At 72.8% G+C, this 12,932-nt stretch carries 11 protein-coding genes; 5 read left to right on the top strand and 6 right to left on the bottom strand.

The features are described 5' to 3' along the window. The first annotated feature begins 58 nt into the window (after window positions 1–58). Window positions 59–325, top strand: a complete 267-nt coding sequence (locus tag ACRRSS_RS03130; RefSeq protein ID WP_435969685.1) for a type II toxin-antitoxin system Phd/YefM family antitoxin — start codon at window positions 59–61, stop codon at window positions 323–325. Beyond that, window positions 322–696, top strand: a complete 375-nt coding sequence (locus tag ACRRSS_RS03125) for a type II toxin-antitoxin system VapC family toxin (RefSeq protein WP_435969684.1) — start codon at window positions 322–324, stop codon at window positions 694–696. The genes ACRRSS_RS03130 and ACRRSS_RS03125 overlap by 4 nt, the downstream gene beginning before the upstream one ends. A gap of 137 nt (window positions 697–833) precedes the next feature. Here ACRRSS_RS03125 and ACRRSS_RS03120 read toward each other — a convergent pair whose 3' ends face one another. Both ACRRSS_RS03120 and ACRRSS_RS03115 read right to left on the bottom strand, forming a co-directional pair. Next, a complete protein-coding gene (locus tag ACRRSS_RS03120; RefSeq protein WP_435969683.1) occupies window positions 834–3,404 on the bottom strand; it encodes an ABC transporter permease in 2,571 nt (856 codons plus the stop codon). Continuing rightward, a complete protein-coding gene (locus ACRRSS_RS03115) occupies window positions 3,401–4,189 on the bottom strand; it encodes an ABC transporter ATP-binding protein (RefSeq protein WP_435969682.1) in 789 nt (262 codons plus the stop codon). Before ACRRSS_RS03115 ends, ACRRSS_RS03120 begins: the two co-directional genes overlap by 4 nt. A 191-nt stretch (window positions 4,190–4,380) precedes the next feature. Here ACRRSS_RS03115 and ACRRSS_RS03110 point away from each other — a divergent pair, with 191 nt between their 5' ends. Beyond that, window positions 4,381–5,919, top strand: a complete 1,539-nt coding sequence (locus ACRRSS_RS03110) for an MFS transporter (protein WP_435969681.1) — start codon at window positions 4,381–4,383, stop codon at window positions 5,917–5,919. 22 nt (window positions 5,920–5,941) lie between these two features. Here ACRRSS_RS03110 and ACRRSS_RS03105 read toward each other — a convergent pair whose 3' ends face one another. Beyond that, complete coding sequence (locus ACRRSS_RS03105; RefSeq protein WP_435969680.1) at window positions 5,942–6,190, bottom strand: DUF397 domain-containing protein; 249 nt, start codon at window positions 6,188–6,190, stop codon at window positions 5,942–5,944. Further along, complete coding sequence (locus ACRRSS_RS03100) at window positions 6,187–7,056, bottom strand: helix-turn-helix domain-containing protein (protein WP_435969679.1); 870 nt, start codon at window positions 7,054–7,056, stop codon at window positions 6,187–6,189. The genes ACRRSS_RS03105 and ACRRSS_RS03100 overlap by 4 nt, the downstream gene beginning before the upstream one ends. Window positions 7,057–7,159: 103 nt before the next feature. Between ACRRSS_RS03100 and ACRRSS_RS03095 the strand changes: the two genes are divergently transcribed. Continuing rightward, window positions 7,160–7,669: an ATP-binding protein gene (locus ACRRSS_RS03095; RefSeq protein ID WP_435969678.1), complete on the top strand. Its 510-nt coding sequence runs from the start codon at window positions 7,160–7,162 to the stop codon at window positions 7,667–7,669. A 31-nt stretch (window positions 7,670–7,700) separates the two neighbouring features. Then, window positions 7,701–9,230, top strand: coding sequence for a glycoside hydrolase family 6 protein (locus tag ACRRSS_RS03090; protein WP_435969677.1), 1,530 nt, complete (start codon window positions 7,701–7,703; stop codon window positions 9,228–9,230). Between the two features lie 69 nt (window positions 9,231–9,299). Here the strand turns inward: ACRRSS_RS03090 and ACRRSS_RS03085 are convergent, their stop codons facing one another. Both ACRRSS_RS03085 and ACRRSS_RS03080 read right to left on the bottom strand, forming a co-directional pair. Beyond that, entirely contained in the window at window positions 9,300–10,205 is a 906-nt protein-coding gene (locus ACRRSS_RS03085; RefSeq protein ID WP_435969676.1) for a cellulose-binding protein, read from the bottom strand. A 147-nt stretch (window positions 10,206–10,352) separates the two neighbouring features. Further along, on the bottom strand, window positions 10,353–12,932 hold the full coding sequence (locus tag ACRRSS_RS03080) for an SUKH-4 family immunity protein (RefSeq protein ID WP_435969675.1): 2,580 nt from the start codon (window positions 12,930–12,932) through the stop codon (window positions 10,353–10,355).

Here is a 12,932-nt window from a genome sequence, read left to right as displayed (position 1 = left end):
GACTACGCTTAGTCCTGCACTTAGTCCACCTTGCTCCACCTAGCTGTGAGAGGCCGCGATGGAAGCAGCCCGGCAGTACAACGTCCACGAGGCGAAGACCCACTTCTCCAAGATCCTGGAGGCGGTCGCGACGGGCGAGGAGGTGATCATCAGCAAGTCCGGCGAACCGGTCGCAAAGGTGATCCCCCTGCGGGGGAAGGTCCGACGCACGGCCCGGGGGTCCCTCACCGCGCCTGTCGTCTTCCACGACGACTTCGACGACCTCTCCGACGACCCCGGCTTCGCCGAGGCCTTCGGGCTCGGCGAGGAAGGCCCCGGGGAGTGAAACTCCTCATCGACACACACGTCGTCATCTGGTGGCTGCTCGACTCCCCGCAGCTCTCCGGCGACGTCAAGGATCTGCTCGACACGGAAGAGCACGCGTACGTCAGCGCCGTCACGCCATGGGAACTCTCCGTCAAGCAAGCCCTCGGCAAGCTCGACGGACCGGCCGACCTGCCCGAGCTGGCACGCGACTGCCAGCTCAAACCCCTGCCGATCGTCGCGGAGCACGGCATCCGCGCCGGACGGCTCCCGCCCCACCACCGCGACCCCTTCGACCGGATACTGATCGCCCAGGCGCAGACCGAGGGGCTCACGCTCGTGACCCGGGACAAGCACATCCCCCGCTACGACGTGCCCGTGCTGACCGTCTGAGCGGCCGTGCGGGCGCCGGGTGGCCGTGCGGCGGCGGCGGGCAGCCGTGCGGCCCCGGCGGACCTGTGTGGTCCGCCGGGGCCGCACTCCCCCGTCGCTCCCCCGTTCCCCCGTTCCCTCACGCGACCGCTAGGCGATCACTCGCTCGCGATCGCGTTCAGGACGTTAATGCGGCCCGCCCGGAACGCCGGGACCAGGGCGGCGAAGAGGCCCACGAAGGCCGAGCCGACGAAGACCGTCAGGATCGTCGGCCAGGGGATCTCCAGGACGCCGAGACCTTCCAGGGCGAGCAGTTTCTGCGCGGCGGTGCCCCAGCCCATGCCCAGGCCGAGGCCGAGCAGGGCGCCGAAGAGGGCGATGACCACCGACTCCAGGCGGATCATGCGGCGCAGCTGGCGGCGGGAGAGACCGATGGCGCGCATGAGGCCGATCTCCCGGGTCCGCTCGACCACCGACAGGGCCAGGGTGTTCACGACGCCCAGGATGGCGACGACGATCGCCAGGGCGAGGAGCCCGTACACGATGTTGAGCAGCTGGCCGACCTGGTCCTTGAGCTGTTCCTTGTAGTCGGCCTGGTTGCTCACCTTGTACTGCGGGTACGGCGCGAGCGCCTCCTTGAGGGCCTCGTAGACCTGGGTCTCCTGGCCGTCCTTGGCGGAGGCGAGGAGGAGCAGGCTCTGCGGCATCCGCTCGGCGGGGACGTGCTCGGCGACGGTGGTGACGTGGGTGTACATCGCGCCGTTGTCGACCTGCCCGGTGTCCGCGGTGATCGCCGCGACCTTCAGCTTCGCCGTCTCGCCGCCCTTGAAGGCGACGGTGAGGACGTCGCCGACCTTCACGCCGTGCTCGGTGGCGTAGTCGCTGCCGACCGACATCGCGCCCTTGCCGTAGGCGTCGGCGAGGGTGCCGGCGGTGACCTCGCGGCGCAGGTCCTCGATGTACGTCGGTTCGGTGGCGGCCAGGTCGGCCGTCGTGGTCTTCCCGCTCGGGTCGGTGACGGTGGCGTCGACCCACCGGTACTCGGTGACGTGGTCCAGGCCCGGGGTCTTCTCCAGGGCGGCCTGGGCCTGCGGCACGATCGGCTGCCCGGTGCCGGACTGCACGATGTAGTCGGCGCCGACGGACCGGTCGAGCTCGTCGGTGGCCGAGGCGACCATCGAGGAGCCGACCACCGAGAGGCAGGCGACGAGCGCGAGGCCGATCATCAGGGCGGCGGCGGTGGCGCCGGTGCGGCGCGGGTTGCGCAGCGCGTTCCGCTCGGCCATCCGCCCGACCGGGCCGAAGATCCGCAGGACGACGACGCCCAGGGCGCGGACGACTCCGCCCGCGAGGAGCGGGCCGACGACGACGAAGCCGAGCAGGGTGAGGACGACGCCGAGACCGAGCCACAGGGAGCCGGGTGCGGCCTCCTCGGCGCGGGAGGCCGCCACGAGGGCGCCCGCTCCGGCGGCGGTGAGGACGAGGCCGATCACACCGCGCACCCGGCCGGCCCTGCCGTCGGCGGGGGTGCCCGCGTCGCGGAGGGCGGCCATCGGGGAGACCTTCCCGGCGCGGCGGGCCGGGATGTAGGCGGCGAGGACGGTGACGACGATGCCGAGGGCGAGGCCGACGGCCGGGGTCGTCCACTTGACGGTGAGGTCGCGGGTGGAGAGTTCCATGCCCACGGCGGACATGAGCTTCATGAGGCCGACGGCGAGGCCGACGCCCGCGGCGACACCGGCGATGGAGCCGAAGAGGCCCAGGAGCAGCGCCTCGACGAGGACGGAGCGGTTGACCTGCTTGCGGCTGGAGCCGATGGCCCGCAGGAGACCGATCTCGCGGGTGCGCTGGGCGACCAGCATCGAGAAGGTGTTGACGATGAGGAAGATGCCGACGAGGAAGGCGATGAAGGCGAAGCCGAGCATCGCGTACTTCATGACGTCGAGGAAGCCCGCGACGTCCTCGCGGCCGGCGTCGGCGGCCTCGGCGGCGGTCTGGAGCTTGTAGTCGGCGCCGATCGAGGCGGCGATGTTCCCCTTCAGGGCGTCGTCGCTGACCCCGTCCTCGGCGTCGACCATGATCTGACTGAACAGGGCTTCCTTGCCGAGGAGTTCGCGCTGGGCGGTCGCGGTGTCGAAGTAGACGATGGTGGCGCCCGGGTTGGTGACCTTGAACTCGACCGTGCCGGAGATCTTCGCGGTGAAGTCGCCGGTGACGGAGATCGTGCGGAGTTCGTCGCCGATCTTCAGGCCGTGCTTCTCGGCGGTGTCGCCGTCGACGACGACCTCGGTGGGGCCGCGCGGCTCGTGGCCGGAGGCGATGTCCACCGAACGCAGCTCGTTGGGGCTCCAGTTGACGGCGATCGTCGGGGCGCCGCTGGTGGGTCCGACGTTCTTGTTCCTCGCGTCGACGACGGTGACGCCGGTGGAGACGACCGCGCCCTGCGCGGCCTGGACGCCCTCGGTCTTCCGGACCCGGTCGACCAGCGAGGCGGGGAAGGCCTCGGGGCGGCCGGTCTGGGGCGCGTCGCCGGGGTCGGTGTCCTTCGGGCTGACGGTGACGTCGGAGGCGGTCGACGCGAAGAGCTTGTCGAACGTCGTGTTCATGGTGTCGGTGAAGACGAGCGTCCCACTGACGAAGGCGACGGAGAGGAGGACGGCGACGGCGGAGAGCGCCATCCGGCCCTTGTGCGCGAAGAAGTTGCGCAGCGAGGTCTTCAGGACGCTCATGACGTCCGCCCGCGCGCGTCGAAGTCCTTCATGCGGTCGAGGACGGCGTCGGCGGTGGGCCGGAGCATCTCGTCCACGATCCGCCCGTCGGCGAGGTAGAGGACCCGGTCCGCGTAGGAGGCGGCGACCGGGTCGTGGGTGACCATGACGATCGTCTGGCCCAGCTCGTCGACCGAGGTGCGGAGGAAGCCGAGGACCTCGGCGCCCGCGCGGGAGTCCAGGTTTCCGGTCGGCTCGTCACCGAAGATGATCTCGGGCCGGGCGGCGAGCGCGCGGGCCACGGCCACACGCTGCTGCTGGCCGCCGGAGAGCTCGTTCGGCCGGTGCTTGAGGCGCTCGGAGAGGCCGACGGTGTCGACGACCCGGCGCAGCCACTCGGCGTCCGGCTTGCGGCCCGCGATGTCCATGGGGAGCGTGATGTTCTCGATCGCGCTCAGGGTGGGCAGCAGGTTGAACGCCTGGAAGATGAAGCCGATCCGGTCCCGGCGCAGCTGGGTGAGCTTCTTGTCCTTGAGGCGGGTGATCTCCGTCTCGTCGAGGAAGATCTCCCCGCTGGTGACGGTGTCGAGCCCGGCGAGGCAGTGCATCAGGGTCGACTTGCCGGAACCCGAGGGTCCCATGATCGCGGTGAACTGACCGCGGGCGATGTCGACGTCGACGGAGTCCAGCGCGACGACCCGGGTCTCCCCGGAGCCGTACGCCTTGACGACCTGACGCGCCCGCGCCACCACGGCCGTACGCCCTCCAGTACCCCCGTGCCTGGGGATGGTCACAGCCGTGGTCACGGTTTTCTCCTCGGAGCAGTGGGTGGGTTTGTAAGTTCAAGTTAAGGACCGGGCGCGGCCGTTCTCCTCCTCCGCCGGGACGAACAACCCCTGGCCCCTATGGGGGAGGCGCCCCTAGGGGTTCCTCCACCCCTGGTCGGGGTGGGACCCTGACCCCGCACATTTAGGTGTACGAAGAAAGGAATGACGGGGTGACCGAGCCGCACGTGAAGGGGGTCGCGAAGCCGGGCCGGAGCACCGGGCCCGACCGCCGCCGCCCCGTGGTCCTCGCGCTCATGCTCGGCATGGGACTCGCCGCCGTCGACGGCACCATCGTGTCCACCGCCGTCCCCCAGATCGTCGGCGACCTCGGCGGACTCGCCGTCTTCTCCTGGCTGTTCAGCGGCTACCTGCTCGCCGTCACCGTCACCCTGCCCGTGTACGGCAAACTCAGCGACACCTTCGGCCGGAGACCCGTCCTCATCGCCGGCGTCGTCCTCTTTCTCATCGGCTCCCTGCTCTGCGCGGCCGCCTGGAACATGGCCAGCCTCATCGCCTTCCGCGTCGTCCAGGGCCTCGGCGGCGGCGCCCTCCAGGGCACCATCCAGACCATCGCCGCCGACCTGTACCCCCTGAAGGAACGCCCCAGGATCCAGGCGAGGCTCTCCTCCGTCTGGGCCGCCTCCTCCGTCGCGGGCCCGGCGGCCGGTGGCCTCCTCGCGGGGTACGCCGACTGGCGCTGGATCTTCCTCATCAACCTGCCGATCGGCCTCGTCGCCCTCTGGCTGATCTGGCGCCACCTGGTCGAACCGGCCCGCACCACGCCCCGCCCGCCCGTGCGCATCGACTGGGCGGGAGCCCTCGCGATCTTCACGACGGGCGCGCTGCTCCTCACCGCGCTCGTCCAGGGCGGCGTCGCCTGGCCCTGGCTCTCGGCCCCGTCCCTGGGCCTCCTCGCCGGAGCGGCCGTCCTCGGCGCGACGACGGTCGCCATCGAACGGCGCGCGGCGGAACCGATCATCCCCGGCTGGGTCTGGCGCCGCCGCACCATCTCCGCCGTCAACCTCGCCCTCGGCGCGCTCGGCCTGCTCATGATCGCGCCGACCGTCTTCCTGCCGACGTACGCCCAGTCCGTCCTGGGCCTCGGACCGATCGCCGCCGGGTTCGTGCTCTCGGTGATGACCCTGAGCTGGCCGATCAGCGCGGCGCTCTCGAACCGGGTGTACGCGAGGATCGGCTTCCGCCTCACCGCCGTCATCGGCATCTCGCTCGCCCTACTCCTGCTGCTCGCCTTCCCGTTCCTGCCGTTCCCCGGCGAACCCTGGCAACCCGCGCTCCTGATGCTCCTCCTGGGCGCGGCCCTCGGCCTCTTCCAACTGCCGCTGATCGTCGGCGTCCAGTCGACCGTCCCGTACGAGGAGAGGGGCACGACCACCGCGTCCGTACTGTTCTGCCGCCAGGTCGGCCAGAGCGTGGGCGCGGCGGTCTTCGGCGCCGTGGCCAACGGCGTCCTCGCCGCCCGCCTCGGCGGCAGCGGCGACCTGGACGCCCTGGCCCGCTCCCTGGACTCCCCCGGCTCCCTCACGGCGGAGGCCACGGACCACCTGCGGCGGGCGGTCGACACGGCGGTCGACTACGTCTTCATGGGCGCGGCGGGAGCGGCGGCGCTGGCCCTCCTGGTCCTGCTCACCCTCGCGCCCCGCCGCTTCCCGGTCCTGGAGGAGGGGGAACGGCGGGGCGCGGAGGGCTGACCGCGTACAAGCGACGGCTGTACTACTCCGCCGACGCGAGCCCGACGAACCCGGCCCACGCGTCGCGCGAGACCCGGAGGGCCGGCCGGGCCACGTCCTTGGAGTCCCGGACGTGCACGACTCCCGCGGCGGCGGCGACCTCGACGCAGTCGCCGCCTTCGGTGCCGCTGTAGCTGCTCTTGAACCAGGCGAACGCGACCTCGACGCAGTCGCCGCCGTCGCCGCCGCTGTAACTACTCTTGAACCAGGCGAGGGGCTCGGCGATGTTCATAGCTCTCCCAACAGTTTCTCGATCAACTCCAGTGACTCTCGCGGGCTGAGAGCCTGCGACCGGATGATCCCATAGCGGGCCGCAGCGAGAACGGTCTGTTCCGGGTCGGTCGCCAGTGAGCTGGTGTTCTGAGCTTCGACGTAGAGAAACTTCTTCCCGTCCTTGCGGGTCACGACCGTGAACGGGCCGTTCACGCCCGCGTTGTCCTCGCAGTCGGTCGGCATGACCTGCAGCTCAACGTTCCGCCGTTGGCCGATCAGGAGCAGGTGTTCCAACTGCCCCCGAAGGACGCCCTTCCCTCCGTACCGGTGCCGCAGTACGGACTCGTCCATGACGAAGCTCAGCAGAGGTGCGGGGCGCCGGTCGAAGATGTCCTGCCGCGCCAATCGGGCCGTCACTCGCTGCTCGATCGTCTCGTCGTCCAGCGGCGGCCGCCTCATGGCCAGGAGTGCCCTCATGTACTCCTCGGTCTGGAGCAACCCCTTAATCACCATCGTGTCGTACGCCAGCAGCTCTATCGCCTGCTTCTCCAGCTGCGCCATCCCCTGGAAGAACGCCGGGTACTGCGCCCGCTCCAGCTGGTCCTTCCAGACCTTCAGCAGTCCGCCCGCGTCCAGCACCTCGTCCGACCGGTCGATCGCGCGCGGGGGCGGGATCCTCCGGCCCTGTTCGAACGAGGCGATGGTCGACGCCGAGTAGCCCAGCCGCTTGCCGAACTCATCCCGTTCCATCCCCGCCCGCGTCCGCAGCGTCTTGAGGCTCTGCCCGAAGGCCGCCACGACGCCCTGTCCGGACTTGTCCGCCGTCTGGCCCGCGTCCACCTCGGGTCCCGACTCCGGCGCCTCGACCGGCTGCTCCTCCGCCATCGCACCCCACCTCTCGTACCTGCGCCGACGCACCACGTACAAGGCCACCGCGTCAGCGCGTCACCACTGGTCACGCTACGCCACCAAGAGGAGCTTGGAGGGCATGACGAGTGACAACCTCAGCCCCACGGACACCACCCAACTCAGGTGTGTCTCGCCTTACTTGGACCGGCGGGTCTTCACCCTCCGCTTCACCTCGACCGCCCGGGGTGCCCGGCTCGCGCGGCGGCTCGTCGCCGTCCGGCTGGACGAGTGGGGCGTCCCGTACGGGAGTGCGGCGCACGAGACCGTCGTCCTGGTCGCGGCCGAGCTGGCGACGAACGCGGTGCGGCACGGGCACGTGCCGGGTCGGGACTTCCGGCTGCTCCTGCGGGTCACGGACGCGCCCCGGCGCCTCACGCGGATCGAGGTTAGCGACAGCCGGGCCGAGCGCGTACCTCCCCGGCCCGGCCGGCTCACCGGGCCCGGGCGGGAACCGGCGGACGGAGGACGGGGGTTGCTGCTCGTCGAGTCGCTCGCCGACCGCTGGGGATGGTGCCCGAGGCCGGGGGCACCAGGCAAGACGGTGTGGGCGGAGTGGGACCCTTTCCCGAATGCCGAGTTCGCCCCTTGACCACGGCCCCGAACCTAGGACACCGAGACCGATGAGAACCACACCCCTGCTGTACGCGAGCGCCGCCTTACCCCTGTTGGCCGCATCCCTGGCGCTGCCGGCCTCCACCGCCCAGGCGGCGCCCGAGGCGCCCGCCCCGCTGCTGTACGGCGAACTCGCCCCGGAGGGTGCCTTCGCCACCGCGCCACCGGCCGGCGTCTGGTGGTCCTCCACGGGAAGCGCTCCCGACTACACGGGCGGCACCCTCAAGGCCTCCGTCAAGGCCGGAACGGTCAACCGGTGGGACGCGCAGGTGGGGCGCAACGGCGTCGCGTTGCGCGCGGGGGCGCTCTACACGCTCTCCTTCGACGCCCGTTCCTCGGTCGCGGCCTCCGTCCGGGCGACCGTGCAGCAGTCCGGCGGCGCGTACGAGGCGCCCCTCGCGCGGGACGTCACCCTGGACCCCGTGAGCAAGCGGTACCAGTGGACCTTCCGTTCCACGATCGACACGGTGGCCGGTGCGAGCGCCCAGATCACCTTCCAGCTCGGCGGGCAGAAGGCCGCCACGGACTTCACCTTCGACGACGTCTCGCTGACGACGTCGACGGCGCGCGAGGGCTTTTTCGTCGACCCCGGCTCCAACGCGCGCCAGTGGGCGGACGCCCACCCCGGCGACGGCCGCACCGGGAAGATCCGGGACCAGATCGCCGACCGGACCACGGTCAAGTGGTTCGGCGGCTGGAACACCGACGTGCAGAAGGACGTCGACAGCTACATCGACAAGGCCACGGCGGCGGGCCAGCTGCCGACGCTCGTCGCCTACAACATCCCCGGCCGTGACTGCGGCGGCGCCTCCGGTGGCGGCGCGGCCGACGCCGAGGCGTACAAGAAGTGGATGGACGGCTTCGTCGCGGGCATCGCCGGGCGGCCGGCGCTCGTCGTCCTGGAGCCGGACGCGGTGGCCCAGGCCGACGTGGAGGGCAACTGCCTGACGCCGGAGAAGCGGGAGGCCCGCTTCGACATGCTCTGGTACGCCAACCAGCACCTCGACGCGCAGGGCCCGTACGTGAAGACGTACATCGACGCGGGCAACGCGACCTGGACGCTCGGCGCGCGCCGTGAGGACGACCCGGCGGACAAGGGGATCGGTCTGAGCGACATGGCCGACATGCTGGGCCGCTCCGGGATCCACCTCGCCGACGGCGTCGCGGTGAACGTGGCCAACTACCACTCCACCGACATCTCCGACGACTACGGCCGCCGGCTGGCCGCACGGGTCGAGGAGCGGCTGGGCGTCGACACGACCTGGGTCGTGGACACCTCCCGCAACGGCAACGGCGCCTACAAGATCCCCGGCGACGCCGACAGCGGGCAGGTCGGCTTCTGCAACCCGCCGCAGCGCAAGCTGGGTTCGGCGTCCCAGGTCGGCGAGAACGGTGCCGCGTACTACCTGTGGATCAAGAACCCCGGCGACTCGGACGGCCGGCACGCGGACGACGCGCGCTGCCCGGCGGAGGGCCCGCAGTACAAGGCCGGTGACTTCTCGCCGGAATTCGCGGTACGGCTCGTCGACGGCGCCTGAGACCGACGCCGGTCCTCGTCCGGGGCGGCGCCGGGTCCCGGCACCGCCCCCTCCGGGCTCCGGCTCCCGTCAGGAGCCGGGGTCCTGGTCCCTCTCCGGGGCCTCGTCCGGCTGCGGGCCCGGACCCCGCCCCGTCAGCGCCGCCAGGGCGTCGCGGATGTGGTCCACGTGCGCGTGGATCTCCTCCCGCGCCTCCTCGTGCTCCCGCAGGACGCGCTCCGTCTCACGTTCGACCCGCTCCGCCTTCATCCGGGCCTCCGCGAGAAGGGCGGACGCGCGTGCCTCCGCGTCCTCCTGGCCGTGGCGGGCCTCCTCCTCCGTCCTGGCCAGGGCGCGCCGGGCGTCCGCGAGCCGCGCGTCGGCGGCGGACGTCAGTTCCTCGTGGCGGGCGTCCAGCTCCGCCGCCTCACCCGCGGCCAGGCGCTCCGCCTCGTCCCGTACCGCCGCCTGCTCGGCGCGCTGCCCCGCCAGGAGCTCCGCCGCGCGCCGCTCGGTCTCCTCGAAGACCTCCCGCGCCGCGGAGAGCCGTTCCCCGGCCTCGCGGCCGGCCTCCGTCGTCAGCTCCTCGGCCCGCCCGCGCGCCGCCTCCAGGGTCGCCCGGGCCGCCGCCTCCGCCGCCGTCCGCACCCCCTCCGCGTACGCCCGCGCCGCCTCGGCGGCCTCCCGGCCCGCCGACTCGGCCGCCTCCGCGAGGGACTGCGCCTCGGCCTCGGCGGCCCGGACGAGCGCCTCGTCCTCCTCCTCGGCCAGCTCCAGGATCTTCCGCGCCCGGTCGCCGAGGGACTCGTACCGCTGCGGGGCGAGCGCCTCGACGGCCGCCCGCAGCCGGACCGCCTCGGCCTCCATCTCCTTCACCAGGACGGTGAGCCGCGCGGCCCGCTCCCAGGCACCGTCGCGGTCCCCGGAGAGTGCGGCCAGGTGGCGGTCGACCTGCTCGGGCCGGTACCCGCGCCCCCGTCCGACAGCGAAACTCATCTCTGGCGCCCCTTCCCTCTGACCCGAACGTCCAGGATGCTCCATCAGAACGGACAAAAGGCGCCCAACGTGCATACACGTCGAGCGCCCTTCATCACATTCCGTTCAACGCATTCTGTCCACCGGCGTCGACGGGAAACCCGGCCCCTACAGCAGGCCGTCCCACATCTGCTCCAGGAGCACCGACCACCAGTTCTCCGGCGACGCAAGCGCCGCCGGGTCCAGCATCGCCAGCTGCGCCTGGAAATCGACCGTCCAGCGACCCGCCTGCTCCGGGTTGAGCCCGAACCGCAGCCGCCACATCCGGCCCAGCAGCGCCATCGAGCGCGTGAACTCCGGCAGCCCGGTGTTCACGAACTGCGGCGGCACCGACTGCCCGCCGGGACCGGCCTCCACCGGCACCGCCACGATGTGCGCGGTCCCGTACTGGACACAGATCGCCCGGCCGAAGTCCGAACCGAGCACCAGGTACGAACTCGCGTCCGGCGCCCCCGCGACCTGCCGCTGCGCCGCCAGCTCCGCCAGCGTCGGCACCACGGGCACCGCGGGCTGCGCCCAGAAGAACGGCCCGAAGTCCGCCGGAAGACCCGCCCACACCAGCGTGCGCGCCACCAGCTCGGGCACACCCTGCCGCGACACCGCGCGCTGGTCGAAACGGAGCACGCCCGGACCGAACGCCCCGGCCAGCTCCTGCGCGATCGCCTCCGGCGGGACCGGCGGCGCGGGCTGCACCTGCGGCAGCGGAGCCCGTACCGGCGCGGGCCGCGCGGGACCGTCCGCGACCTGGTGCAACTCACCCTGATGCGTCAGGAGCTGCCGCATGCCCTGCTGCCGGCCCATGTGATCGCGGCCGTACGGGGCGATGCTCGTGATCCGCGCCTGCGGCCAGGTCTCCCGGATCATCCGCGCGCAGTACCCGCCCGGCAGCTCGCAGGACTCCAGCTCCGTGTGCAGTTCGAGGACCTGCTGCGGCGGCACGTTCATCGCCCGCAGCTCGTGCAGGATCTGCCACTCCGGATGCGGGGTGCCCGGCGCCGAACGCCGGATGATCTGCGCCTCGGAACCGTCGGGCGCCCGATAGCGCAGCACCGCCTGGTAGCCGGGACCGACCGTCGGCTGACCCGTCGGCTGCTGCGGATAGCCGTACGCCGGAGGTACGGGCGCGGGCGGCGGCGTGTGCCCCCCGCGCAGCGGCGGCGGCGGCCCCGGAGGCTGCGGCGCCGTCGGACCGGACGGACCCGGGTGCGCCAGCATCGTCGCGGCGTGCTCGACACCGCCCCCGGGCCCACGGGGCACACCCGGCGGCGGCGGGGGCGGCGGAGGCACGCCCGGACCGCTCGGGCCCGGCTGCGCCAGCATCGTCGCGGCGTGGTGCACGGGCTGCGGCGGCGTCGGCGGACCGGGCGGGGCCGGAGCGGGCGGCGGACCGGGCGGCCGGGGCCCCTCGGGCCCGAGCTGCGACACCAGCTGCGTGGGCAGGTAGCCGGCGGCACCGCCGCTCGACCCACCGGGGACCCCTGGGGCGCCCGGCGGCGGAGGCGGCGTCGCGGGACCTCGCCCGCTCTTCGGCGGCACCGCGGCCTTGCTGGTCGCGGCGTCCGCGAGGTCACCGGCACCCGGCGCCATGGGCGCGGGCGACGGGGGCGGCGGCACACCCGGACCGGACGGCCCGGACGGACCGGCCTGCGCAGGCACCGGAGCGGAGGGAGCGGACGGGGCCGCCGGGCCACCGCCCGGGGCCGGCGCGGCCGGGTCGAGCCGGGGCGCGATCGCCGTCGACGGCAGCGCGCTGCCGCCCTGCATCAAAGCGGTCGGCGCGTCGGCACCCACCAGCGGCGGCGGGGCGTCCTCGTCGTCCGTCCCCGACAGCGGCGGCGCGAAGACCGTCGCCGGCAGCGGCACGGCCCCGTCGGCACCACCGGAACTCGCGTTGGCGTCCGCCCACGGACTGGGCGCGGGCGGCGGCGTCGGCGCGGCCGGAGCGACGGGCGGGGCGACGGGCGGGGCGACGGGCGGCGTCACCGCCGGCGGAGCCGGAGGCACGACCGGGGCCGAAGCCTCCGGAGCGGCCGGAGCCGCCGGAGCCACCGGGGCCACCGGGACCGCCGGGACCGCCGGGACCGCCGGGACCGAAGCCGCCGGCGTCTCCGCCGGTACGCCGTCCATCGCCGTCGGCTCGTACGCCACGGAACCCGCCACACCCACCGAGGCGCCCGCCTCCGACGAGGCCGAGGAAGCGACCGACGCCGACGAGGCCACCGACGCCGAGGACCCCGCCGCCACCGGCTCCGACACGTCGTCCACCGACGCCGACGAACTCACGCTCTCCTGCGACACGTTCGGCTGCTTCGGCAGCCCGATCCTGTCCGCCGCCTCCTGCAACCACTCCGGCGGACTCAACAGGAACGACGTCTGGTTCAGATCGATCCGGGCCGCCGGAACGGCCGCCTGCGCCGGAACGTCCTCCGCGGCCCCGTACTCCTCCTCGTACCGGCGGATCACCTCACCCACCGGCAGCCCCGGCCACAGCGTCGCCTCACCGCTGTCCCGCGCGATCACCAGACGCTGGCGCCCGCCGTCCGAGGTCGGACCACCCTCGCGGTCCTCCGCCCACACCACGAACCCCAGCTCGAACTCCCGCACCCGCACCTCACGGTGCTGATACGACGGCAGGTCGCCGTTGATCCATTCCTCGGCGCGCTCCTGCGCCTGCGCGAACGTCACCAC

The organism is Streptomyces sp. Qhu_M48 (assembly GCF_051305195.1).
Lineage (GTDB): Bacteria > Actinomycetota > Actinomycetes > Streptomycetales > Streptomycetaceae > Streptomyces.
This window is presented reverse-complemented; position numbering and strand designations above follow the sequence as displayed.

Excerpts from the sequence above, each read along its gene's own strand:
- ACRRSS_RS03130 (WP_435969685.1), top strand. The coding sequence starts at position 59 with ATGGAAGCAGCCCGGCAGTACAACGTCCACGAGGCGAAGACCCACTTC.
- ACRRSS_RS03120 (WP_435969683.1), bottom strand. The coding sequence starts at position 3,404 with ATGAGCGTCCTGAAGACCTCGCTGCGCAACTTCTTCGCGCACAAGGGC.
- ACRRSS_RS03105 (WP_435969680.1), bottom strand. The coding sequence starts at position 6,190 with ATGAACATCGCCGAGCCCCTCGCCTGGTTCAAGAGTAGTTACAGCGGC.
- ACRRSS_RS03100 (WP_435969679.1), bottom strand. The coding sequence starts at position 7,056 with ATGGCGGAGGAGCAGCCGGTCGAGGCGCCGGAGTCGGGACCCGAGGTG.
- ACRRSS_RS03095 (WP_435969678.1), top strand. The coding sequence starts at position 7,160 with ATGACGAGTGACAACCTCAGCCCCACGGACACCACCCAACTCAGGTGT.
- ACRRSS_RS03090 (WP_435969677.1), top strand. The coding sequence starts at position 7,701 with ATGAGAACCACACCCCTGCTGTACGCGAGCGCCGCCTTACCCCTGTTG.
- ACRRSS_RS03085 (WP_435969676.1), bottom strand. The coding sequence starts at position 10,205 with ATGAGTTTCGCTGTCGGACGGGGGCGCGGGTACCGGCCCGAGCAGGTC.